Source organism: Dolichospermum sp. FACHB-1091 (assembly GCF_014697585.1).
GTDB lineage: Bacteria > Cyanobacteriota > Cyanobacteriia > Cyanobacteriales > Nostocaceae > Dolichospermum.
Window position 1 is genome coordinate 1 of record NZ_JACJSB010000038.1, and the last position, 26,235, is coordinate 26,235.

The window sequence follows — 26,235 nt, forward strand, 5'->3', positions numbered from 1 at the left end:
TGTGCCAGTAGTAGTTTTTGTTGCTTGTTTACCTTGAGTTCTGTCTTGAATCCTAGTAGCATGAAGATATTTTACAACAAAATTCCAATATTGTTACCATAGAGGTGTGACTTGGCATAGGAAGCATAAGTAGTTAATTGTTATTAATTGTTAGCTTTTGAGTTACTGTTAATTAGCCCCTTTACGAAATCAGATGATTCATAATATTTTCAGCCGACGGTGAGCGACAAATATTACCCAGGCATACAAACAGTAACTTATAAGTCATGTATTTTGATTTTTTGTGTCAGTTGCCAGTTACTTTATACCACTGACCACTGACCACTAGCTGTTGACTACAATCCAGGTAACTCCAATCCACTGGTTAGATCTTCCATCCGTTCCCGCATGGTTTCGGTAGACTTTTTATAAGCATCTTTCATGGCCACCGCAACTAAATCAGAAAGCACTTCTGCACCTTCTGCTAAAGCAGATGGATCAATTTCCACTCGTTTCGGTTCTTGGTTGCCACTGACGATAACTTTAACAAGTCCACCACCAGACTCTCCCAGAATCTCCATTTGCTCTAATTCTTCTTGAAGACGCTTTGCACCTTCTTGAACCTGTTGCGCCTTTTTAAAAGCTTCTGCTAGTTCTTTCATTTTGCCTAAGCCAAAGCCAAATCCCTGTCCTTTTTCTGCCATAACTGGTTATCCGCCGTACGATTACTTACAAATCAAATTCAATTATAGATGCGATGATTGACATACCCCCTCGTCCTTTCATGAGCGAGGATTCCTTGACACTTCACTGACCGGTGCTACCGAAAAGTAGTCTGATCCAGTCTGGAGTGTCCGTTTATAGTCTCCCAATGCCCTGTGGCGACTATACTTAGTTTACTATAAAGCCGTCTTAGAAGGACGGGGCTTGTATCCGATTTTTTTCGGTCATTAGTCATTCTTTCCTCTTCCCTTTCAAACCCTATTCCCTATTCCCTTTAGCAAACCGCTGGAAACTCACCTAACATTTTTACCTCTGGTTCTAACCAAATTGACCAGCGTTGTTGCACCTCATTTTGAACATGACGGATAAGAGAGAAAATATCGCTGGCTTTAGCTCCCCCCCGATTGACAATAAAATTAGCATGAAGTTGGGCAACTTGCGCTCCCCCTAATTGATAGCCTTTGAGTCCAGTTTGTTCAATTAACCAACCAGCACTATAGGGTTGAGGATTTCTAAACACACTACCACAACTGGGATAGCTGTATGGTTGGGTGCTGAGTCGGTGTTTTTTATGGTCTTTGGTTCTATCTGTCACTACCACAGGATCTGCCCCTGGATGCAGTTGCAAGGTCGCTTGAGTCACAATCCATTTCCCACCTTGTAGCCGTGAACTCCGATATGTATAGCCTAATTCCTCCGGGGTGAAAGTTACCAAAGTTCCATCTGGGGAAAGAACTTGAGCGCTAACTAACATATCTGCAATACAGCTACTATGCGCTCCAGCATTCATCACCACCGCACCCCCCACAGTTCCGGGAATACCTACAGCCCATTCTAATCCTTCCCATCCCAAAGCGGCGGCATCCCATGCTAAAGTAGGAATGGGTTCTCCTGCGAATACGGTTAATTGACCTGTATCTGAGTTAAAATATTTAGAACGCAGATGACGAGTAGCAATGACTAAACCAGGTATACCGCGATCGCTCACTAACAAATTAGAACCAGCACCTAAGATTGTTATCGCTAAATAATTTTCTTTTGCGAACTCAATACTTGCTTGTAAAGTTTCTAAATTATGAGGAGAAACATAGTATTCAGCCTCCCCCCCAACTCGATAAGAAGTAAACCCTGACAAGGAAATATGAGTTTTTAGGGAACAATCAGTCCCTGGTAAGTAAATTGATTTACTATTGTCCCCCTGATCTTTAATTTGTCTTTGCGGGGTCAAATCAGAAAAATTACGGATTTTGCCAAGTTCCTGGGAAGTTATCATCTTTACTTTAATTGGTGAATTTTTGACTTATGTGATTTATTTACCGTAAAAATCCGGTCTTGCTGTTAGATGCAGTTATATTTCTAAGATGTAGCAATTGCTGGTTCACTCATGGTGGTAATCAATTCAGGAATAGCCTGATTCAAATTACCAGCACCTAAAAACAGCGCTAAATCTCCCGAACGCAGGTTTTGCAATAAAAATTCACTAACTAAAGATAAATTTGGTTGATAAACTACTTGAGAATTGTGTTTACTAATTGCAGTGGCTAAATCTTCTCCACTGACTTGACCCAAATCAGGTTCACCAGCGCTGTAAATATCAGTTAGCACAACTAGATCAGCATGAGTAAAAGACTCAGCAAACTCTTCTAAAAACGTTAATGTCCGTGTATAACGATGGGGTTGAAAAATAGCCACTACCCTTTGTCCAGGTCTAGATTGAAGATTAGCTGCGGCTAGAGTAGCACGAATTTCACTAGGATGATGGGCATAGTCATCAATAAAAGTCACCCCAGCAGCTTCACCTCGGAACTCAAACCGTCGTCTTGCACCTTCAAAAGTGGCAATACCTTCAGCAATTTGTCCAAATTCTAAGCCTAACAATCTACCCACCGCCACTGCTGCTAAGGAATTGCTCAGGTTATGACGACCCAATAGCTGTAAATTTAATACACCTAAAGCTTCACCTTTTTCCCATACCAAAGCTGTTGTCCCATCAGCCCGATAATTGACATTACTAACAGTATAGTCAGCACCTTTATCTGGGTCAAGACTATAGCTAATATTTGGTTTCAAGCTATGGCGCACTGTGTCACAATCAATGCTCCCCACTAAAATTTTGCAACCTTGAGCAAAGGTTTTAAATGTATTAACGACTTCTTCTAAAGTCTCGTAATGATCAGGATGATCTAATTCAATATTGGTAATAACGGCAATTTCTGGAGAGTGTTTCACCAAAGAACCATCAGACTCATCTGCCTCTGCTACCAAGTAATGGCTTTCCCCCATTCTGGCATTACCTTCCCAAGCCTTGACTTCTCCACCAACCAAAATCGTCGGATCAAGTCCAGCTTGCAATAGCATATAACCAATCATGCTACTGGTGGTGGTTTTGCCATGAGTTCCTGCTACAGCAATACTGTAATAATCAGCAATTAAAGCAGCAAGAACATCAGAACGATGCAAAATCGGGCAACCTAATTCTAAAGCAGCTTTATATTCTAAATTATTGGCATTAATGGCTGTGGAACAAATCACTTGTGGCAAATTGGTTTTTGCTTTAGTTAATAATATCTCATCACTAGCTACTTCAGGCAGAAAAAACTCCAGATTGTTGGCTTCTTGTTTACTGAAAATGTGAACCCCCAGAGATGCTAACTTCTGCGTAATATGATTGGGACGCAAATCTGAACCAGATACTGGTAATTGACGTTTGGTGAGAACATAAGCCAAAGCAGACATTCCGATACCCCCAACGCCAATGAAATGAAATGGTCTACCACTAAAATCTATAGAATTACTCATTTTATTCTCCTCTTACACCACACCAGAACCATATCAGACACGCGGATCATAACAGGATTCTGATTTTTACAGATACTAACTATCCCATCCAAAATATTCATCCCTGTTGAATGATTAAATTTTGACCTTGGTTTTGTCTCCTGAGCCAAATGATCCCCCGTCCGAACATTTTGACCAATTCTAATCTGCTCATAAGATTATTCTGAAAATTTCTGCTACATCGGGAAAGAAAATCGTGTAAATTTAAATACATTTTGTTATGTCTTTTTTGCCACTGAATATGATGGCTTGAGGCACAGCAACTTGCATCACTTGCCTAAAGCCTCTATCGGAATTGACTACAATAGTACATTGGTAGTGCAACTATTATTCAATTTGGAGAAATCATCATTAGTCAGTGGTCAGAAATCTACCCGCTGCTCCCTCACCTCCAACAATTTATAAATAAATTCTGTAATTTTTTTTTAATCCAAGACTTTATCGTTATGAATAGATTCCCCCTTTGCGATATGATTATGGTCAACGATATCAACTTATAGGCATAAATACAGAGGGGAAGACACTGTGATTAGAGTTGCAATTAACGGCTTCGGGCGCATTGGACGGAATTTTGCACGCTGCTGGGTGGGCAGAGAAAATAGCAAGATCGAATTGGTTGCTATTAATGACACATCTGATCCCAGAACTAATGCTCACCTGCTTAGATACGACTCTATGCTAGGCAAGTTACAAGGTGTGGACATTGCGGCTGATGATAATTCCATCACTCTTAATGGTAAAACGATTAAATGTGTATCTGATCGCAACCCAGATAACTTACCCTGGAAAGAATGGGAAATTGACCTGATTATCGAATCAACAGGTGTTTTCACTAGTAAAGAAGGGGCAATGAGGCACGTAAATGCCGGGGCTAAAAAGGTTCTGATTACCGCTCCTGGCAAAAATGAAGATGGTACTTTTGTAGTTGGTGTCAATCATCATGATTATGACCACAACATCCATAACATCATCAGTAATGCTAGTTGTACAACCAACTGTTTAGCTCCGATTGCCAAGGTATTAGATGAAAAATTTGGTATCATCAAAGGCATTATGACCACTACCCACAGCTACACAGGTGATCAGCGTTTATTAGACGCTTCTCACCGTGATTTGCGTCGGGCAAGAGCAGCAGCTATCAACATTGTTCCCACCTCCACTGGCGCTGCAAAAGCGGTGGCTTTGGTTCTTCCTCAGTTGAAGGGTAAGCTCAATGGTGTCGCTTTGCGCGTACCCACCCCTAACGTTTCTATGGTGGATTTTGTAGTCCAAACCGAGAAGCGCACTATTGCCGAAGAAGTTAACCAAGCTCTTAAAGCTGCCGCTGAAGGTCCTCTGAAAGGCATTTTAGGTTACACTGAATTGGAACTTGTATCTTCTGACTATCAAGGTACAGATGAATCTTCTATCGTTGATGCCAGCTTAACCATAGTTATGGGCAATGACATGGTAAAAGTTATGGCATGGTATGACAATGAGTGGGGTTATAGCCAACGAGTTCTTGATTTAGCTGAGTTAGTAGCTGAAAAGTGGGTTTAATTGTTCTTTGTCAGTTGTTGATTGTCAGTTGTTCTTTGTTTCAATACCACTGACGACTGACCACTGACGACTGACCACCGACTACTAACTACTAACTACTGACCAAAATGTTGAAATCCCTGACTGAAGCTTAAAATCTGGTCGGGGATTTCTGCTTGTTCGTGGTGTAAAATTACTGTTGAGTCTGGGGTAATTGTACCGATTATGGCTGCACCTGTTACTAGTTGTTGTACTAATTTTAATGCTGGTTCTGGTGGTAAACACAGGACTAATTCAAAATCTTCGCCACCATATAAGGTATATTCTAATGATTTTTCCGGTGTTAACCACCCGGCAAAGGCTAATGGTAAGGGTATTTGACCAGATTCTATAATTGCACCGACTTTACTGGCTCGACAAATTCGTAATATTGCATCTGCTAAACCGTCGCTACTATCCATACCAGTAACGGTAATTTTAGAGTTTAGATTTTGGATTTTGCATTGGGATTCTAAAATTTCCCACAAAATAGGTAAGACATCTAGCCGGGGGTTGGGACGCTGGTGGGCGGTCATTAAAGCTGTCTTGGCTTCAGTTTTGAGGTTTTGACCTATTTCGGGATGTAAGAGTAATTCTAAGCCCGCACGGGACAGTCCATGTATGCCTGTGATCACAATAGCATCTCCTACTTGAGCGGTGTCACGACGGATGATCAAATTGGGGTGAACTTGACCAAAGGCCGTAATTGCTAAAGTGGTAATGGGCGATCGCACAATATCACCACCAACTATGGGAACATGATACTTTGATAAGCATTCTGTCATGCCCCGATATAATCCCTCAACCCAATTTACAGTTATATCTGGTGGTAAACCTAATCCCACAGTTATTCCTAAAGGAGTTGCTCCCATAGCCGCCAAATCGGATAAATTCGCCGCCGCTGCCCGCCAACCTGCATCCTCCGGGGAAGTGGTAACATCACTAAAATGCACACCGTCAACGAGCATATCAGTGGTAACTATTAAACATTTATCGGACTCTGTTGCTAATACTGCGCCATCATCACCAATTATATCTGGTGGACAAAACCGTTGTAATCTTTCTAAAAGACCTTGTTCACCAATATCTCGAACTTGCACGGAAGATAAATCAGGATTCATAATTAAATTTACTCATTACTTTCTCAAGGTGGGACGAAATCAGCTTTTTTCCGTTCACCTACTTAAGCCCTGATAGTTTAAGTTTATAATTAACAAAAGATAGTAAATTATCCCCATAAAATTTATGGCTTTAACCGCACAAGAAATAGAAGCATTAATGCCAGATTGTACGGAACTCCTCAGCGACGAACCAGAGATGGAAAGCTCTTTGCATTATACACAACTATTAATCTTAGTAACTTGCTTAGAATGGTTATGGCGTGATAAAGAGGATTTTTTCATTGGTGCAAATCTCAGCATCTATTATAGCCGACAACAGTTAAAAAATCGAGACTTTAGAGGACCTGATTTTTTTCTAGTCAAAGACACAGAAAAACGTCCCCGTCTGTCTTGGGTAATTTGGGAAGAAGACGGTAAATATCCTAATGTGATCATTGAACTACTTTCTGATTCTACTGCGAAAGTAGATAAGGGATTGAAAAAACAGTTATATCAAAATCAATTCCGCACTCCTGAGTATTTTTGGTTTTCACCAAATACCTTAGAATTGGTAGGGTGGAGATTAACAGACAGTGAATATAAAATTATTCCAGTATCGGAAAATGGCTGGTATTGGAGTCAAGAACTGGGATTATACTTAGGAGTTTGGGAAAATAGATTGAGGTATTTTACTGTTGCGGGAAGATTGGTACTCACACCGGAAGAAGCAAATTTAGAGGAAATTAGAAAAGCTGAAACTGAACGACAAAGGGCTGAGACTGAACGACAAAGGGCTGAAACTGAACGACAAAGGGCTGAGACTGAACGGGAAAGGGCTGAGACTGAACGGGAAAGGGCAAATAAATTAGCAGAATATTTGCGATCGCTCGGTGTAGATCCTGATAGTGTGGTTAATTAGGAAAAAACTATGACTACAACCATAAATTTAAGCGATATCACCATTGAATATCCTAGCGCTGATGGAGAACCCGTGGCAGAAACCTATATACATCTCTATGCGATTTTAACTACTTTAGAGGTTTTGCAACAGTACCTAGCAGGAAGACAAGCAACGGTACTAGCAAATCAATTTTTATACTATGCTCAAGGTTTTCCAAGATTAAGAGTAGCACCAGATGTGATGGTAATTTTTGACGTACGACCTGGGGGTAGAGATAATTATAAGGTTTGGGAAGAAGGTCAAGTTCCCCAAGTTGTGTTGGAAATGACTAGTGCGGGAACTCAAAAGCAAGACCAAGAGCAAAAGAAGTTATTATATGAACAATTAGGAATTTTAGAATATTGGTTATTTGACCCGAAAGGGGAATGGATAAACAAAAAGTTACAGGGGTATCGTTTACAGGACGAGATATATCAACCGATTACTGATAGTTTATCTCAGCCGTTGGGATTGCGTCTAGAAGTAGAAGGGGAGCTTTTAAGATTTTATCGTCTTGATACAGGTGATAAATTACTCATACCCACAGAACTGGCAGAAAAAGCTCATCATGAGAATCAACGGGCTGAAGCTGAACGGGAAAGGGCTGAATCTGAACGGGAAAGGGCTGAAGCTGAACGGGAAAGAGCTGAAGCTGAACGGGAAAGAGCAAATAAATTAGCAGAACATTTGCGATCGCTCGGTGTAGATCCTGATAGTATAAATTAAACTTAAGCAAAAATCAATAATATGTATTAAAATTATTCAGCATTGTCAAAAGAAAGCATGACGACAATGTATGATTTAGTGATTGATTTAGTGGGCTAATCAGGATTAGCGGAGGAATTTGATTGTCTACAGGAGGTTGTTTGAAAAGTCTAATTTAATACTTGTCTTGGGGACGATAATTCCTGGCTATACAGACAAAAACCATCTTCATGGGTTTCAAATCTACGCAGTTAGACCTTGTTTGTGTATTAGCGATTTATAATCGCCGATAGCCAGGTTGGCGTAGCCACTATCATATATCTTGAAAACAATCTCCTAGTGGCATAATTATTATATTCTGGGATGGACTTGTTTCATCTGTAGCGACATCAGTTTATGGATTTGCTGTCAATGGAAGTAATACGTTTAGATAATGTTTCATTGTGGAGAAAGACCCAAGAGGAATTTTCCTATGATTTGAAAAAAGCGCTCCTATCTGTGGTAGAGGGTAAATATCGCCAAACTGCGAAAAAGTTAGTGTTAAATAATGTTAACCTAGTAGTTAACAAGGGCGAAAAAATAGGTATATTCGGTGCGAATGGTTCTGGTAAGTCCACGCTGTTAAAGATAATTTCTGGTATTCTTAGGCCTACAACTGGTAATGTCAGGGTTCGGGGTCAGGTCGCACCTTTAATTGAACTAGGAGCAGGTTTTGATCCAGATATTTCTGTCATGGACAACATACTTCTCTATGGCGTATTATTGGGTTTTTCTAGGACTGATGCAAATAGATGAAGATGTACTCTACCGTGGAGCTTAAACGTAAGATAACCAAACTCAAGCGCATTCTACCAGTAGATGAAAAATGGTGGGGTAAATTTGACTTACTGAGAACTTTAGTCCGTCGGGATTTGGAAGCAAGGTATAAAGGTTCTGTATTAGGCAATTTGTGGCCTCTACTTAATCAGTTATCACAATTACTAATTTACACCTATGTATTTTCAGTAGTTCTGAAGGTAAAACTTCATGCTTTAAGGGGTTTACCAGAAAATAATTTTACCTTTGGTTTATGGCTATTTGCGGGGTTATTACCCTGGATTGCTTTTACAGGTGGACTTATGCAGTCTGCTGGTTCAGTAATAGGACAGCCAAATTTAGTTAAGAAGGTGGTATTTCCGCTGGCGTTGTTACCTCTAGTGCCAATTTTATCAACGTTTATTGAAAGTTCCTTTGGTTTAATGGCGTTGATATTTTTCGTAGCTATCACTACTCATACTTTACATACTACCTTGGCTCTGTTACCCTTAGTTTGGCTGACACAGTTATTATTAACTGCTGGGTTGGGTTATTTGACAGCGGGGCTAACGGTGTTTTTGCGAGATATTCCGCAAACAATGGGAGTATTATTAAATGTGTGGATGTACTTGACACCAATTATCTATCCCGCTTCAGCAATTCCTGAAGCATTCCGAAAATGGGTGTTTTGGTTAAATCCTATGGCAGCTATAGCGGAGGTTTATCGGGATATAGTTTTAGTGGGGGAGGTACAGCATTGGAGTGAGTGGGGTGTAGCTTCGGCGATATCAGTTATGATATTTTATTGTGGGTTTACAGTTTATAAGCGATTGCGTCCAGCATTTGCTGATGTATTATGAACATTGAGGATGGCACTGTGGTTATTGTTTTGAATTTGTGAGGGTTAAAAGTAAAAGCATGGGAGAAGAAATTGCAATTTCTCTGAAAAATGTATCAAAGTGCTTTAAGCGGTATGCCCGTCCTGTAGATAGGCTTAAAGAGTTGTTGTTGCCTGGAAAATCCTATTCACAGGAGTTTTGGGCTTTACAGGATATTAACTTAGATATTTGTAAAGGTGAAACCTTTGGGATTATCGGACAAAATGGATCGGGTAAAAGTACACTTTTACAAATTATTGCAGGTACGCTAACACCAACTAGAGGACAAGTATTAGTTAATGGCAGAGTTTCGGCTTTACTAGAATTAGGGAGTGGGTTTAATCCTGAGTTTACTGGGAGGCAAAATGTATTCTTTAATGGACGTATTCTAGGTTTAAGTCAGGAAGAAATAGAAAATAAGTTTGATGATATAGCTGCTTTTGCCGATATTGGGGATTTTATAGATCAGCCAGTAAAAACTTATTCTAGTGGTATGTTTGTCAGGTTGGCTTTTGCTGTAGCGGTAAATGTTGAACCAGATATTTTAATTGTTGATGAGGCTTTAGCCGTTGGTGACGGAATTTTTGTGCATAAATGTATGGCAAAAATTAGGGATTTTCAGGATTTAGGTGGAACAATTCTATTTGTTTCCCATGATAGTGGTTCAGTTTCAAGACTTTGCTCAGAAGTAATCTGGATAAATGAAGGTAAGTTTGTAGAAAAAGGAAATCCAGCAGACGTTTGTAAGCACTATCAAGCTTGGATATATCAGGAAATCAATAATAATCGTCAACAGTTCCTCATAAAAGAAGAACTTCCTATTGATAAATCGGATCATCAGGAATTAAGTGATGAAGTAAACCTAGAATATTTAATGAAAAAAATAAATAATCCTCATACAAAAAAACCGTATTACCAATTTCAAAATATTGAAAGATTTGGCACGGGAAGAGCGGAGATAATCAATATTGAATTGTTAGACTGTAAGAGCCAAACTATAAATTTTATTTATCCAGGAGAAGAAATTTATTTAAAAATTGCTATAATTGCTCACGATGAAATTGAAAAACTTATTATAGGTTGTTCAATGTATGATAAATTACGTACACCACTCACAGCTTGGAATACTTACCAATTGGGTACAAAATTGAGCAAAATAAATCAGGGTAGTCTTGTCACTACTACATTTAATTTTAAATGGCCAGAAATTAATGGAGGTAGTTATGTCATTGAACCGGCTGTGGCTAACGGTACACAGGATAACCATGAAATGCTAGATTGGCTACAGTGTGGATATGTAATTAATTCTTCGGTAACTGAAATTACGTTTGGTATATTCAAAATACCTAATATAAATACATCTGTTAATTATAGGCAAATAGCAGATTTAGAAGTTTTCAATTCAATTAGTAGTTGAGTAAAAATATGGAATTTACAGGTGAAAGATACATTCCCTCTGTTGATGGACAAATCAAATATGAGCATCTACATCGGTATGCTGTATGCTTTGACTTTATAGTTGGTAAAAGTGTATTAGATATTGCTTCAGGTGAAGGATATGGTTCTGCTTTATTGGCTAAATTAGCAAAGTCTGTAGTTGGAGTAGATATTAGTGTTGATACTGTTGAATACGCATCTCAAGCATATCAAACCTATGAAAACCTTAAGTTTATGGTCGGTTCATGCGAATCTATACCATTACCGGAAAAATCTATTGATGTAGTAGTATCTTTTGAAACTATTGAGCATCATGATCAACATGAAAGGATGATGAGAGAGATTAAAAGGGTTTTAAAACCAGGGGGGATGTTAATTATTTCTTCTCCTAATCGTCTAACTTATTCAGATGAAGCAAATTATTCAAATCCCTTTCATGTCAAAGAACTTTATTATGATGAATTAGTTAATTTAATAGATAAACATTTTCAATATAGTAAAATATATGGACAAAGATTGGGGATAGGCTCTTTGATTTTTCCATTAGAAGATGCGGAATCAAAAAATTTCAAAGCCTATACAGGGGATATAAATAATTTAAGTCAAAAAATTCGCAGTTTAAAATCCCCTCTATATTTTGTGGCTATATGTTGTGACAATTTAGAGAAAATACAAACTCCTGTGGAATCTTTATATATTGATAAATCTGATGATTTACTAAAAATTTTTGAAAGTAAATTAGATCGATCATATCGGGAATGGCAGGAAACTCAAAGACTTCTCCAACAAGCTCAAACTGAATGGCAAGAAGCTCAAAATATTATTCAAGCAATGGAAACTAGCAAATTTTGGAAAATTCGTCAATTTTGGTTTAAACTGAAACAAATATTTAGATTTGGCTATTAATAAATATTGGTGACTATTAATTCAATGAAAGGAGCTTATTGAAATCATGAATCAAGAGTATTTGAAAAAATTACTAGGAAAACAAGAAGAGTTGAAACACAGTCAAACTCTACTATTACAAGTTCAGCTTAAATTAAAGCGGAAATTTATGGCTCTTGAAATCAAGAAAATTAGTAAAATTCAGAGAGCATGGATGATTTTTAAAGAAGAGGGTACAAGAAGCTTTATTAAAAAAATAACTAATAAAATTAAACAGAGTTTTAACTTATCAAAGTATGAATCTATTAATGATTTAGGAAAAACAAAAAAATACACAGGGCTTGATACTCCTGAAAAAATAAAATTTAACTTTCCTGATTCTCCGTATCCACAAGTATCCATTATTATACCCGTTTACAATAAATTTGTTTATACTTTTAATGCTTTAAAATCTTTACAAAATCAATCATCAAACTTAGTTAGCTTTGAGGTTATTGTCGTTGATGATAATTCAACTGACGAAACTAAAGAGTATTTAAGTTATTCGTCAAATATTCAGCTTATAGTTAATGAGCAGAATCTTGGTTTTATTCGTTCTTGTAATCGTGGTGCTGCAACAGCAAAAGGTGAGTTTTTATGTTTTTTAAATAATGATACTCAGGTGTTGCCTGGATGGTTAGAAAATTTAGTTGCAGTAATCACACAAGATAATGAAATTGGTGCTGTTGGTTCAAAGTTAATTTATGCAAATGGCAGACTTCAAGAAGCAGGAGGAATTATTTGGCAAGATGCCTCTGGCTGGAATTATGGGAGATTAGAACATCCTGATCAGCCTGAGTATAATTATGTGAGACAGGTTGATTATTGTTCAGGAGCAAGTTTACTAGTTAGATCCGAAATCTTCAACAAGTTGGGTGGTTTCTCAGAGGAGTTTCTACCTGCATATTATGAAGATACTGATTTATGTTTTGCTATTCGAGAATTGGGATACAAGGTTATATACCAGCCGAAATCCCAATTAATTCATTATGAAGGAATTACTTCTGGTACTAGCTTAGAAAGTGGTATTAAGAGTTATCAAAAAGCTAATCGTTATAAATTTTTGCTTAAATGGCAAGATCAATTACAGCATTATCTTACTCCCGAAGCAGAAAACGCGGAGTTGGCAGCTAGAAGATTACAAGGAAACAAAACTATTTTGATAATAGATAGTTATGTCCCTTTGCATGATCAAGAGTCAGGTTCTTACAGACTATTTAATATAATTCAAATTTTTATCAACCTTGGATATTTTGTAATTTTTCTCCCAGATAATGGCTTTTCTCAAGAACCCTACACATCAGAACTACAAAATCTTGGTGTTGAAGTTTTGTATAGTACGCATGAGCAACCTCGTTTAGAAGATCAGTTAATTAAACGACTAAAACTAATTGACATTGCTTGGGTATGCCGACCTGAGTTATGTAGTAAGTATATAAATATAATCAGAAGAAAGTCGAAAATAAATATCATTTATGATACAGTAGATTTACATTTTTTACGGATAAAACGAGAACAAGAGTTAATACCTCAGAGCGAGAGGAATTCTAGCTTACCATCTTGGGAAGAACTGCGAGACATGGAATTAAATATGGCTAGGATAGCTAATTCAACAGTTGTTGTTACAGATGTTGAGAAAAAGATTTTAGAGGATTTCTATATCAGTAATGTTTTCGTTGTACCGAATATACACCACCAATATCAAGGAAAGTTACCAGATTTTGAGCAGAGAAATGGCTTATTATTCATTGGTGGCTACAGGCATACACCCAATGTAGATGCAGTAATTTGGATGTGTAGGGAAATTATGCCTTTAATTTGGCAGAAACAACCTAATATCAAGATTACTTTATTAGGCAGTAATCCGCCAACAAAAATAAAAAATTTAGCAAGGGATGAGCGAATTGAAGTTCCTGGATATATTAAAGATGTAGAACCATATTTTTTGAAGAGTCGCGTTTTCGTTGCACCTTTAAGATATGGTGCTGGTATGAAAGGTAAAATTGGTCATAGTCTTTCCTATGGTTTGCCAACAGTGACAACATCTATTGGTGCAGAAGGAATGGGATTAACTCATGATTTCGATGTTTTAATAGCTGATGAAGTTAAAGATTTTGTTCAATTCGTTTTAATGGTTTATAATAACTATGAACTTTGGTCTTTACTCTCTCATAATTCTTTAAAACTAATTAATAGATATAGTCCACAAGCGATGAAATCAGTTTTAAGACAATTACTTGAATTTATGAATAGTGATAATTAATAAAAATAAAGGTATAATTTACTCATGAATACTTTATTAAATGAATTTCAGATTTATCCTTTAGTCCAAACTAAAAATAGTTGGGTTGATAAGTTTGCTTTAAAACATACCTACACTTTAGGTTTTTGTCCAATATGCGGTCAAGTAACTATATTCCTAGAATTTAATGATAATTTAAGGGAATCGGGAAGATGCAAAGTTTGTCATTCTACAAATCGAAATCGACAAATGGCAGTGATACTTTTGGGTGTAATTGAAGAAGTTAAAGGACTTAAATTTAGAAGCATCAAGGATTTTGTTGCAAAAGCCCATCGCCTAGAACAACTAGCTGATTTTAAAATTTATAATACAGAGACTACAGGGTGTTTACATAATCTTTTAAAGGAATTACCTAATTATACAGCAAGTGAATATTTAAGTATGGAATACACAAGCGGAGAAGTAATTAATGGTATCCTGCATCAAGATTTAACCAAAACTTCTTTTGTTGATAATTCATTTGATGTAGTGCTGAGTAGTGATGTATTTGAACATATTCCCAAGCCCTATGAAGGTTTTCAGGAAGTTTACCGTATCCTCAAATGTGGAGGTAGGCATATTTTTACAGTACCTTTTTATAGTGATCGGTATCGAGATGAAGTTAGATGTAAATTGCAAGAAGATGGTTCCATAAATCATATTTTACCGCCTGTTTATCATGGTGATCCTATACGAACAGAAGGCATTTTAGTTTATGTCATTTTTTCCCTAGAGATGCTGGTTAAGTTAAGTAATTTTGGATACAATTCTAGAATGTATAATGTTAAAAATTATTGGTATGGTATTTTGGGGTATAGTGCTATAGTTTTTGATACGGTCAAAATATAATTTAATTAAAATTTGAAGAAAAATCGGACTGATTGACTTACTTTTAGTAATTGATAAAAATGCAAACAACTGAAAAAATTGCTATTTTTTTAGCTACCTACAATCCTAATTTAGGATATTTCCAAAGCCAGATACAATCAATAAAAAATCAAACTTATCAAAATTATATTTGTCACATTGTTGATGACTGTTCTCAAATGAAATATCAAATAGCTATTCAAAAAATTATTGCGGAAGACACACGATTTACTTGCCATTTTCATGATCAAAATTTCAATCATTACTATAATTTGAAATTTTTATTTGATATTCATAAATTGAAAAATTTTTTATTTCTATGATCTATTTTTTAACAGTTAACTATTACTCGACCAATCTAATAACTAAATTAATAGGTTCTCTGCCATCTTCTTCAGATAGTAACTATCAAGTTATTATCATTAATAATTCAACTGATGATAATTCAATTAGTAAACTTAAAAATCAATCAACAATAATTATTGAAGCAGAAAAAAATCTTGGTTTTGGTAGTGCTTGTAATCTAGGTTTACAATGGATTTACAATCAAGATAAACAAGCAATTGTTTGGATAATTAATCCAGATGCTTATTTACCAGAAAATACTTTAGAACAAGCTCAATTGTTTTTTAATCGATATCCAGAATTATCAATTTTAGGGACAATTATTTATACTCCTAAAAACAAAATATGGTTTGCTGGTGGTCGCTTTATTCCTGAAAATGGCGCGATTTTAGAAGTAGATTTATTAACTAATACAGATACAGATTATACTAATTGTGATTGGGTTTCAGGTTGTAGTTTAATAATTAATTTAAAGAATTTTTCTGAATGTCCTTTATTTGATTATGCTTATTTCCTATATTATGAGGATTTTGATTTTTGCAGACGTTATGCTAATCAAGGACATTTAATAGGCATTACTAAAAAGTTTAGTGTCATACATCAACCATCATCAATCACTAATAGAAATATGTTTAATAAAATTAGGTATAGTACCTATAGTTATTTATTAACATTAGAAAAATATACTAATATACAAATTATAATATTAAGACTTAGCAGACTGATTCTTTTTGCTATTATCCTTTTTCCAACTCAGCCTAAAATAGCATTTGGCAAAATTTATGGTATATATGATTATGTTAGAAATAACCGAAAGAATAATAGTTGATATTATAAGAAAATGCAATTACTGATTAATCTTTCATTTTTACTGACCAAACCTACAGGTATTAGCACTTATGCGTTTAATCTTATACCTCATTTAACATCTCTCAATCCTACACTATTAACATCAAAAAAATACCCTAATTATAACTGCTATTCAGTCCCCAATAATCTTACCCCTGCTGATGGTACAAAAGGACATTTAAACCGCTTAATTTGGACACAATTCCAACTTCCAAAAATCTATCAAAAGCTCAAATCTCAACTTTTATTTTCCCCTATCCCCGAAGCACCTTTATATACTAACTGTCGTTTTATTGTCATGTCCCACGATATGATCCCATTACGCTTTCCGAAACGCTTTTCACCGCTGACACCATATCATCTTTACTATGTTCCCCAAGTTCTTAACCAAGCACAACACATTATTTGTAATTCCCACGCAACAGCTAAAGATTTAGTTGATTTTTTCCATATTCCTAGTAATAAAATCACACCAATTCCCCTAGCTTATGATTCCTCACATTTCCAATTTCTTAATCTTTCCACCCGCAATTACTTCCTATATATCGGTCGTCAAGATCCTTACAAAAACCTGCAAAGATTAATTACCGCTTTTTCCGCATTACCTAACAGAAATGACTATCAACTATGGTTAGCTGGTCCCTACGATAAACGTTATTCCCCACTGTTAGAAATCCAAACTCAAGAATTAGGAATAAATCATTTAGTAAAATTCCTTAACTATGTACCTTACGACGAATTACCAATAATAATTAATCAAGCAATTGCGCTAGTTTTCCCCACACTTTGGGAAGGTTTTGGTTTACCTGTTTTAGAAGCTATGGCTTGTGGTACTCCCGTTATTACTTCTAATATTTCCTCGCTTCCAGAAGTTGCGGGAGATGCTGCTATTTTAATTAATCCCTATCATATAGAAGAAATTACAGCCGCAATGAAAATGATTATTAATGATTCAGAAACTAGAAAACAACTTTCAGAAAAAGGTTTAAAAAGAGTAAATCAATTTAGTTGGGAAAAAACGGGACTGGCCACAGTTGAGGTTTTAAAGCAATATTTCTAATCGCTGCATGATTATACTTGTAATTATTTATAAGTATAAATTTACTATAAATTCAGAAACTGAATGCTAATACTTTTTCTTGATTAAATCGCTGGATGATAATTTTTGGTTGCTTCTAATTCCCGATCTCTAAGCCTGCTGGAGCTACAATTAGAATTGTTGTGATATTCTCTATTAGCTAAAGTGTCAAACTCTTTACCATTACGCGATCATTATCTCGCTTTAATTGATAATATTATCGAAACTACTCTCAAAGGCAAAATTAGCTCCGTAGAGCAGGTTTATCAAATATTACTCAAAGGCATTACTTCTGGGACTGGGGAGGTATTTGAGTTAGTTTTGAGCGATCGCCTCAATATTATACAATCTCAAGTAGACTCGGAAACGGATGAACTGAAAAAAGCTAAGGCTACCCGGAGTTTACGCGCCGCTAAAACGATTCAAACTCAATGGCAACGGTGGCAGGAACAAAATAAAGCCGCTGAAGCAATATCATTGTCTATGCGCGAAATTACCACAGCAAACGCAGATGAGCGATTAATAGCTTTGTTACGAGCTATAGATCCTAATCAAAAGTATCCATTAAATTTATCCCAACTGCAACAGTTAGGTAAATCTTTACAACAGTTTGCGAGTGCTAATGAAGATTTTGGGCAAATTGCTGAGGGTATGAACAATGCTATATCCTCTTGGCAAATAATACAAGCAAATCTACTTAATTGGATGTATGAACAACAAAATACTTTAGGATTTGGGGGTTTACCCGGGGAAAATAGCCCTTGGGCAAGTTGGGCTAAAGTAGTAAATAGTGAAATTCTCCAAGTATTTTTTCGGACTCTAGCAATGAAAGAATCAGCGTTAGAATTTGCTCAACAACAACAGGGAATTAGTTTAAGTAATTGGGTAGAATTAACAATAGTTTTACAGTTTTTACAAAGAGGTTTAATTACTTGGTTTGATTCCTACGGAGCGCTTCGCTATCAACAAGCTTATGATATTAAAGCCGGACCAAAATTATCTATTTCGACATTTTTAACCTTTGCAGTAATTTGGAGTCAATTAGCAAATGGTTTTCAAGATCAAGCAATAAAATATAGTAATAGTGCTGCTCAAATCATGCTACAAATTTTGCGAACTTTTGCCCAACGGTCTTATTTTCCCCTATATGGGGGGATTTTTGCCTCATTTTCTGGTAGTTATTTACGTGATGCTTTAGATTATTTAGATGCCCCCTTGGGTTCAGTAGCAGGTACTCAAGAAAAAGCCCGGATTTTGACCTTATTGGGTTATTCCCAGCGCGGTTTAGGCAGATATGATCGATCTCTTAATTTCCATCAACAAGCTCTAGAAATAGCTAGAAATGCAGGAGATAAAACCTGTGAAATTGCTAATCTTAATCACCTCAGTCGGACTTATGTTCAACAACAAAATTATAGCGAAGCCATTAATTATAGTCAACGAGCATTAATTTATAGTAGACAAACAGGAGACAAAACTGGAGAAGCTAACGCTTTAGTAAACTTAGGTTATAGCGAAGTAATGCAAGCCAAAGAAACAGAAATTAGTGAACCAGAAGTTTATGAAACTGCAATTAACTATTTAGGACAAGGATTAAAATTAGCAGAAAAATTAGGTGATTTACAAAGTCAAGCTTTGTGTTTTAGTAGTTTAGGTATTGCTTATTTAATTACCGCACAATACCCAACCGCAATTAAATATTTAGAAAATGCCTTCAAAACTGCTCAAATTGCGGGTGATTTGTATTTGCAAGGCAGAAATTTAGCATATTTAGCTGAAGCTAATTATCATCTTGCTAACTATGAAAAAGCAGTTTACAATGGTAGTTTAGGAATGTATCTTTTAGATCAAATTGCATCTCAAGAATGGCAAAAACCAGCTAGTTTGTTAAGTATTATTAGGGGACAAATCGGTATAGAGAAATTCCAATTATTACTCCAACAAAATCGCCAGAAAATGATTGCCATTATTGGTGTTGATGGATATGATTATATTCCCACATTGTTGGTAAAATATCAAGAAGATATGTAATTGTAAATCAATCAATTTTAAATTTTAATTCTCTTGGTGTTAAGAAAATTGTCGGTTGGGTAGAACGAGGTGAAACCCAAAATTTCTGCAACTTTATTGGGTTTCCTTGTTATGCAGCTAAATTTAATATTTTGCAGCTTAGTAATGCTTTATCAGAATTAATACCAATTCTACAGAAGTTTGTCTAAATAAATCTTGTAGAGACGTTATATGGAACGTCTCTAACTTATCCTACTAATTTACTAATTACTCCATTGCTTCATTCACAGGGAATCTATCAATTAACTGCATAGCCCTTTGAGCATTACGCCGCAATACCTCTGGTAAATTAGGCACATGAGGAATCTGGGATAATAAATCTAGGGTTCGGCGCAAAATTCGCACTACGTCCCCTTCGTCTAAAGTGGTTTTCTCGCATAATACCTTCCACTCTATCCCTAACGCCCACTGTTCCACCAGGGAAATCAAGCTGATAAAGCGAGTTTCCAAGCCTACTGGTAAGGCCACTCCATGACGATACTGCACTTTTAACACGGAACGGCGAATAGGTTGCAATGCTAACCAGGCTGTATCCGCTTCCGTGGATAAACTAAAGTCAACTTTAGTATCTGGACGGGGGCTTTCAGTCACTAAAGCCGCTACTACTGCTGCTAAGTTATGGGGACCAATATTGTCTAATTCCCCACTGGCTAGGACTAAACCTAACCATAACTCATTTTCGCCACGAATGGCCGCCGCAATCTCTCCTAATTTTGTTGGTATTAAATTATCTAAACATTCAAATGACTGCAAAATTTCAATTAAACAAAGAAATTCCTCCCAGTATCTTTGGGATTGTAATGATACTTGTTCTTCTAAATGTTCGATTTCTGCCTCTAATTCGACACAACGCGCCCTATTTTTAAATATTTTGGCAATATTTCCCGATTTATAGATGGGATGATTTTCTAACTGTTCTTGAACAGCGGTTAAGCGGCTAAGTTGTTCTCTTACTTCTGTTGGTAGATGATTAAATTCTTCTGGGTTAGGTATGCTTTGAGCAATAGCAATTGTGCTTTCATCACCACGTATAGAATGTCCTCTTTTTAAGCTCAATTCTGAAGGTGGGATAATATTATCTGGTACTTCTACTCGTGGCATTTCTGCATACATATCTAATATATCTGCTGAAGTTGCTATATACCAACGATTATTTTGTCCCAAGCAGACAAAGTAAGAGATTTCACCGATATTCACAGCCTTATCAATTAATACTACTGTTATCGGTAAAGGTGACATGGAACTTCTGTCTTGAAGACTCAACATAGTCCCAGATATGGCAAAATCTAGCATCATTGCCAATTGGGCTTTTCTGTCCTCCTGTGCTTGTTCTTGCAAGGTTTTGAAAATTTGCCGTTCTACTTTCAATCTTTGACGCAATTTTTCATACACCATTAATTCATTTTCATCAATAGCCGCCAGTTGTCGTTGAATTTGCGCTAATTCGGCTTTAAATTTCGCTAATTCTTCAAAATCTGGTTGTAGATGCAAATTAGACATATATTGTCCAAAACTGCGTTCTATCAGTTCTCTGGCTTTTTCTATAGTATGAGTTTGCAAGAGATTTAATACCATACCATAGCTGGGTGTAAACTGACTCACAAGGGGATCAGCCTTAGATGTGGCTAAATAAGATGCTTCCTTAGCTCCTTCAAAGGGAGTTTGTAATGTCACTACATAGCCTTGTAGATCCATGCCTCGACGACCGGCACGGCCTGCCATTTGCAAAAATTCCGAAGCATTGAGTAAGCGGTGTCCATTATCAGTCCGCTTAGACAAGGTAGAAATTACTGTAGTTCTTGCAGGCATATTAATTCCCGCCGCTAAGGTTTCCGTAGCGAATACCACTTTAATTAATCCCTGTTGAAAGAGTTCTTCAACTAATCCCTTCCAAGCTGGTAAAATACCCGCATGATGAGCGGCAATTCCTCGGTATAATGGGGCTACTTGTCCAGTCCTGGCTGCGTCAGGGTTCTTACGTAAAAATTCATCAATCTGCTTACGTAAAATTTGAGACTCATCATTATTCACTAACCATAAATCACCAACTTCTTCAACCGCTTTATCACAGCCTCGACGACTGAAAATAAAGTAAATTGCCGGTAGCATATCCCGTGCTTGTAGTTGATTAAGGGTATAAATAATGCCAGGTGGTTCTGGTCTTCCAGTCTTACCTTTTTCCCAATATCCCTTTTTAGCTCTTTTTACCAAGCGGGGGTTAATTTTGGTATTAGTTTCATTTAATAACGGAAATAAGCCCTTGGGATTACAGAAGTTAAATTCTAGAGGAACGGGGCGAAAATCGGAGTAAATTAGGTCTGTTGGACCATGAACATGATTTAACCAACTGGTGAGTTTATCACTGTTGGCAACAGTAGCAGAAAGCGCTACAAGTTGGACAGAGCCAGGACAGTAAATAATGGATTCTTCCCATACTGTACCCCGTTGGCGATCATTCATGTAGTGGCACTCATCTAGGACTACAGCCTCAACATCTGTTAAAGAGATGCCAATTTGACCTATGGGCGTACCATAAAGCATATTGCGGAAAATTTCCGTAGTCATAACCAAAATTGGCGCGTCCCGATGAATGGAAGCGTCTCCGGTCAGGAGTCCAACCTGATCAAAGCCAAATTTTTCGCGGAAGTCCCGCAGTTTTTGATTAGATAACGCCTTGAGGGGAGTGGTGTAAAATACCCTTTTCCCACGAGATAAGGCACGATAGATAGCATATTCCCCAACTAAGGTCTTTCCTGAACCTGTGGGCGCACAAACCACTACTGAACGGTCAGCATTGAGGGAAGTGATTGCTTCTTTCTGGAATTGATCTAATTCAAAGGGGAAGATTGACCCAAGGTCAATTTCGTTAGCAGAGGGAGAATAATTCACTCAATCATAATTTACAAGCAGACTATCCACTATCATAACGTGATTAGTGGTTTGGTAGGTTGACAGGAAAAGCTGAGTTTTGAACTTCCCCATGTCTAAAGTCAGGGCTTTTCTTCTCAAGCATCCCTGAAATACCCCTAATTAATCAATACCTTTGCCAAAAGCTTGTAATTGAGCTAAATTATGATAAACCATAGCCGATAGACTATTATTTATTGATATTGATGTTGTAAAGATATTTTTTGTCAACTCTATTTTTAACACTTCGCCAAAAGTTTAACAGCCAATGTCGCCAAATCAAGAAACCGCACCAGCCGAAAAAATCTATTTACCTCGTACCAGCGAGTCAGAAACATTAAAGAAGATTCGCCACACAGCTTCCCATATAATGGCCATGGCAGTACAAAAGCTGTTTCCCAAAGCGCAAGTCACAATTGGTCCTTGGATTGAAAATGGGTTTTATTATGATTTTGATAGTCCAGAACCCTTCAGCGATAAGGATTTGAAAACCATTCAAAAAGAAATGGTCAAAATTATTAATCGTAAATTACCATTAATTCGGGAAGAAGTCAGCCGCGAGGAAGCACAAGAGCGCATTGAAGCTATTAAAGAACCTTATAAACTGGAAATTCTGGGAGATATCAAACAAGAACCCATCACAATTTACCATTTAGGAGATCAATGGTGGGATTTGTGCGCTGGTCCTCATGTAGAAAATACCAGCGAAATTAATCCCAAAGCTATAGAACTAGAAAGCGTCGCAGGTGCTTATTGGCGCGGTGATGAAAAAAAGGCTCAATTACAGCGTATTTATGCCACTGCTTGGGAAACTCCCGAACAACTGGCCGAGTACAAACGTCGCAAAGAAGAAGCCTTACGCCGTGACCATCGTAAAATAGGGAAAGAACTAGGATTATTTGTCTTTTCCGATTTAGTTGGACCTGGTTTACCCTTGTGGACTCCCAAAGGGACTTTATTAAGGACAATTTTAGAAGACTTCCTCAAAAAAGAACAGTTAAAACGGGGTTATTTACCTGTTGTTACTCCCCACATTGCCAGAGTTGATTTATTTAAAACATCGGGACACTGGCAGAAATACAAAGAAGATATGTTTCCATTAATGGCTGAAGATCAGGAAGCAAAAGCCATAGAACAGGGTTTTGTTCTCAAACCAATGAACTGCCCTTTTCATATCCAAATATACAAGAGTGAATTACGCTCTTACCGGGAATTACCGATGCGGTTGGCAGAATTTGGCACAGTTTACCGTTATGAAAAATCCGGGGAATTGGGTGGTTTAACCAGAGTACGTGGTTTTACTGTTGATGATTCTCATTTATTTGTGACTCCCGAACAGCTAGATAGCGAATTTCTCAATGTTGTAGACTTGATTTTGAGCGTTTTCAAAAGTCTGCAATTAAAGAATTTTAAAGCTAGATTGAGTTTTCGTGACCCAGCCAGTGATAAATATATTGGTGGTGATGAAGTTTGGGATCAAGCAGAAGGGGCAATTCGTCGTGCTGTGCAACAATTAGGAATGGACTATTTTGAAGGAATTGGTGAAGCGGCTTTCTATGGTCCAAAACTCGATTTTATCTTCAGTGATGCTTTAGAAAGAGAATGGCAATTAGGAACTGTGCAAGTAGATTATAATTTACCTGAGCGGTTTGATTTAGAGTATGTAGCTGAAGATGGTTCGCGTAAACGCCCAGTAATGATCCACCGCGCTCCCTTTGGTTCGTTAGAGCGGTTAATAGGGATCTTAATTGAAGAGTACGCAGGTGATTTCCCGTTATGGTTAGCACCTGTGCAAATTAGGTTATTACCCGTAGGTGATTTGCAGTTAGATTTTAGTAAAGAGGTGGCTGCGAAGATGGTTGCATTCGGTATTCGTGCGGAAGTAGACACCAGTGGCGATCGCTTGGGTAAGTTAATTCGCAACGCAGAGAAGGATAAAATACCCGTAATGGCTGTAATAGGTGCAAAGGAAGTAGAAACCAACAGCTTGAGTATTCGTACCCGGGCTTCTGGGGAATTGGGAGCGATATCTGTAGATGAGGTTGTGAGTAAAATCACCGAAGCAATTACTAACTTTAGTAACTTCTAAAAAAGTAGGCTGGGTAAATTTGTCGTTCCCAGTCTGGAGACTGGGAATACAATATCAGAAGTAATCAAAGTCCTCCAAGTAGGTTGGGTAGAACGAAGTGAAACCCAACACCAGGTGAATTTCTCAATCATACTGCATATTACCATCAGGGTGGGGTAAAGTTTTGGCAGGCAAGATGCCCGCACCACAAGATTTTTATCATTAGACCTCTCCGGTAAAGATTGTAGGGACGTTCGGCGTTGCTGAATTGAAGTATGAAATTCCCAAATTGAACCTTTAAAACTCTTACCTTTGCGTCTTTGCGCCTTTGCGTGAGACTAAAATTCATACCCTTAATCAGCAACGCCAGACGTTCCATAGAACGTCTCTACAAAGGTTTCAATTTACGCACAAATCACGGAATAACGAACCACACCAGGCACAGAGGACACGGAGAAATGAGGGTTTCAGAGATATTTGGTGTAAGTCCTGAATAAGTATAAGTGCGCCATTGTCATCTATCTTTAGATAGATGACAATGGTTGTTTTTTTGGTGTCAAAATTAGCTCTCAAATCAGATGAAGTCAGGTGAAGTCAGGTGAAGTCAGGTGAAGTCAGGTGAAGTCAGGTGAAGTCAGTATAAAAGTCAGGTGAAGTCAGTACAAAAGTCAGGTTTTCTCAGTTCGGAAGTCAGTACAGCGTTGGATATATTGGGTATATGCTAATTAGTTTAATTAGCACCCCATGGAAATATCACGAAAACAATATCTGCAATTTTGAAAGAAATTGCTGTTTTTTGGAACTAAATCAGGAGAATATCAAATGGCTAGATATGGAAGCAATGGAAATGATGATTTATCTGTTTAAAAAAATACCCAAAAATTTCCTGTGGTGCGGGCATCTTGCCCGCTAATAATACAATACAAGGACGGGCAGGATGCCCATCCCACAAGATTGGATTATCTTTTTTTGTGGAGTTCTCTAAAGTAAATCAAAGTATCCTGTTACAGGAAAGTACAAATACCATTACCAAGTTTATCAATAGTGAGTAGTATGTTACATATCCAAGACAAAAGACAACAAAAAACGTTCTCTTTAGCACAGACAAAAGCTAGAAATCCTTTACCTTTCCAAAATAAATTCAGTGCTTCAACTGAAAATAATTGTCACTGTTTTTGGCAATTATGGCAATCACATCAAGGTTATCTTTACAACTGTTGTTTAAAATGGCTCAACGGTAATTCCCATGATGCGGAAGATGTAGTCAATCAGGTAATGCTTAAAGCTTGGAGTCAATGGACACAATCTACAAATGACATTGAACATCCTAAATCGTGGTTATCTCAAATTACTTGTAACTGTTGCATAGATGTGTGTCGAAAACGTCAACGAGAATTTGCAAAAATTGATAATATTGACGACATTCAATTTGCAGATAATCCAGCACTTACTTCTAATTTACAAACTCCTGAATCTCAGCTTTTGAATCTGGAAATGGCCGCATATCTCAAGTATAAAATAGCATCTTTACCTGATAGATTGCGCTATCCTTTGATTTTACATTGTTGTCAAAACAAATCCTATGGAGATATTGCTAAACAACTCACCATTTCTGAGGAGAATGTTCGTAAATGTATTCAAGAAGCGCGGCAGATTCTACAAAAGCAGTTCAAGAAATATCTTGCGGGGGAAGATAACACTGTTTTTGATTACTTTTTACCATTAAACACCGTGATTCCCATGGTAGAAGAATTAGAATCTGAGCAAATATGGAATCATCATGGGGAATCATCAACACCTACAAAAAGCCAACAGCAAGAAATTAATTATAAAGCAACTTTAATATGCCTGGAATCCTTACCACATCATTGGTACAATTGACTCAGCCATCTGG

19 protein-coding genes and 2 pseudogenes are annotated in these 26,235 nt (G+C 37.1%); 15 read left to right on the forward strand and 6 right to left on the reverse strand.

Annotated features, from left to right (window positions below):
* Positions 1-187 precede the first annotated feature (187 nt).
* From H6G25_RS18815 to murC, 4 genes and pseudogenes are all read right to left on the reverse strand, one after another.
* Positions 188-268 (reverse strand): annotated as a pseudogene (locus H6G25_RS18815) (low molecular weight phosphotyrosine protein phosphatase); the annotation flags it as partial.
* A 67-nt stretch (positions 269-335) separates the two neighbouring features.
* Entirely contained in the window at positions 336-683 is a 348-nt protein-coding gene (locus H6G25_RS18820; RefSeq protein WP_190393810.1) for a YbaB/EbfC family nucleoid-associated protein, read from the reverse strand.
* Between the two features lie 293 nt (positions 684-976).
* Positions 977-1,975, reverse strand: coding sequence for a UDP-N-acetylmuramate dehydrogenase (gene murB / locus H6G25_RS18825; RefSeq protein WP_190393811.1), 999 nt, complete (start codon positions 1,973-1,975; stop codon positions 977-979).
* A gap of 83 nt (positions 1,976-2,058) precedes the next feature.
* Positions 2,059-3,501, reverse strand: a complete 1,443-nt coding sequence (gene murC / locus H6G25_RS18830) for a UDP-N-acetylmuramate--L-alanine ligase (protein WP_190393812.1) — start codon at positions 3,499-3,501, stop codon at positions 2,059-2,061.
* Positions 3,502-4,065: 564 nt separating this feature from the next.
* On the opposite strand from murC, the gene H6G25_RS18835 reads away from it, so the two are divergent.
* Positions 4,066-5,079, forward strand: coding sequence for a type I glyceraldehyde-3-phosphate dehydrogenase (locus tag H6G25_RS18835; protein ID WP_190393813.1), 1,014 nt, complete (start codon positions 4,066-4,068; stop codon positions 5,077-5,079).
* 95 nt (positions 5,080-5,174) lie between these two features.
* On the opposite strand, the gene thiL is transcribed toward H6G25_RS18835, so the two are convergent.
* A complete protein-coding gene (gene thiL, locus H6G25_RS18840; RefSeq protein ID WP_190393814.1) occupies positions 5,175-6,218 on the reverse strand; it encodes a thiamine-phosphate kinase in 1,044 nt (347 codons plus the stop codon).
* Between the two features lie 124 nt (positions 6,219-6,342).
* On the opposite strand from thiL, the gene H6G25_RS18845 reads away from it, so the two are divergent.
* From H6G25_RS18845 to H6G25_RS18900, 12 genes and pseudogenes are all read left to right on the forward strand, one after another.
* The gene (locus H6G25_RS18845; protein ID WP_190393815.1) at positions 6,343-7,116 is read left to right on the forward strand and encodes a Uma2 family endonuclease; all 774 of its coding nucleotides are present in this window, start codon (positions 6,343-6,345) and stop codon (positions 7,114-7,116) included.
* A gap of 9 nt (positions 7,117-7,125) precedes the next feature.
* Positions 7,126-7,863 (forward strand): Uma2 family endonuclease, encoded by a 738-nt coding sequence (locus H6G25_RS18850; RefSeq protein ID WP_190393816.1) that lies wholly within the window; start codon positions 7,126-7,128, stop codon positions 7,861-7,863.
* 390 nt (positions 7,864-8,253) lie between these two features.
* Positions 8,254-8,619, forward strand: a pseudogene (locus H6G25_RS18855) (ATP-binding cassette domain-containing protein); the annotation flags it as partial.
* A gap of 20 nt (positions 8,620-8,639) precedes the next feature.
* Entirely contained in the window at positions 8,640-9,497 is an 858-nt protein-coding gene (locus tag H6G25_RS18860) for an ABC transporter permease (RefSeq protein ID WP_190393817.1), read from the forward strand.
* Between the two features lie 58 nt (positions 9,498-9,555).
* Positions 9,556-10,932 (forward strand): ABC transporter ATP-binding protein, encoded by a 1,377-nt coding sequence (locus H6G25_RS18865; RefSeq protein WP_190393818.1) that lies wholly within the window; start codon positions 9,556-9,558, stop codon positions 10,930-10,932.
* Between the two features lie 8 nt (positions 10,933-10,940).
* Positions 10,941-11,858, forward strand: coding sequence for a class I SAM-dependent methyltransferase (locus tag H6G25_RS18870; RefSeq protein ID WP_190393819.1), 918 nt, complete (start codon positions 10,941-10,943; stop codon positions 11,856-11,858).
* A 46-nt stretch (positions 11,859-11,904) separates the two neighbouring features.
* Positions 11,905-14,139 (forward strand): glycosyltransferase, encoded by a 2,235-nt coding sequence (locus H6G25_RS18875; RefSeq protein WP_199319811.1) that lies wholly within the window; start codon positions 11,905-11,907, stop codon positions 14,137-14,139.
* 24 nt (positions 14,140-14,163) lie between these two features.
* Positions 14,164-15,006: a class I SAM-dependent methyltransferase gene (locus H6G25_RS18880; RefSeq protein ID WP_190393820.1), complete on the forward strand. Its 843-nt coding sequence runs from the start codon at positions 14,164-14,166 to the stop codon at positions 15,004-15,006.
* Between the two features lie 59 nt (positions 15,007-15,065).
* Positions 15,066-15,347: a glycosyltransferase gene (locus tag H6G25_RS18885; protein WP_190393821.1), complete on the forward strand. Its 282-nt coding sequence runs from the start codon at positions 15,066-15,068 to the stop codon at positions 15,345-15,347.
* Entirely contained in the window at positions 15,344-16,198 is an 855-nt protein-coding gene (locus tag H6G25_RS18890; RefSeq protein ID WP_190393822.1) for a glycosyltransferase family 2 protein, read from the forward strand. The genes H6G25_RS18885 and H6G25_RS18890 overlap by 4 nt, the downstream gene beginning before the upstream one ends.
* 12 nt (positions 16,199-16,210) lie before the next feature.
* Entirely contained in the window at positions 16,211-17,278 is a 1,068-nt protein-coding gene (locus H6G25_RS18895; RefSeq protein ID WP_190393823.1) for a glycosyltransferase family 1 protein, read from the forward strand.
* A 183-nt stretch (positions 17,279-17,461) separates the two neighbouring features.
* Positions 17,462-19,327, forward strand: a complete 1,866-nt coding sequence (locus H6G25_RS18900; RefSeq protein WP_190393824.1) for a tetratricopeptide repeat protein — start codon at positions 17,462-17,464, stop codon at positions 19,325-19,327.
* Between the two features lie 246 nt (positions 19,328-19,573).
* Here H6G25_RS18900 and H6G25_RS18905 read toward each other — a convergent pair whose 3' ends face one another.
* A complete protein-coding gene (locus H6G25_RS18905; RefSeq protein ID WP_190393825.1) occupies positions 19,574-22,255 on the reverse strand; it encodes a DEAD/DEAH box helicase in 2,682 nt (893 codons plus the stop codon).
* A gap of 286 nt (positions 22,256-22,541) precedes the next feature.
* Between H6G25_RS18905 and thrS the strand changes: the two genes are divergently transcribed.
* Entirely contained in the window at positions 22,542-24,362 is a 1,821-nt protein-coding gene (thrS, locus tag H6G25_RS18910; RefSeq protein ID WP_190393826.1) for a threonine--tRNA ligase, read from the forward strand.
* A 1,032-nt stretch (positions 24,363-25,394) separates the two neighbouring features.
* Complete coding sequence (locus tag H6G25_RS18915; RefSeq protein ID WP_199319812.1) at positions 25,395-26,222, forward strand: sigma-70 family RNA polymerase sigma factor; 828 nt, start codon at positions 25,395-25,397, stop codon at positions 26,220-26,222.
* Positions 26,223-26,235 lie beyond the last annotated feature (13 nt).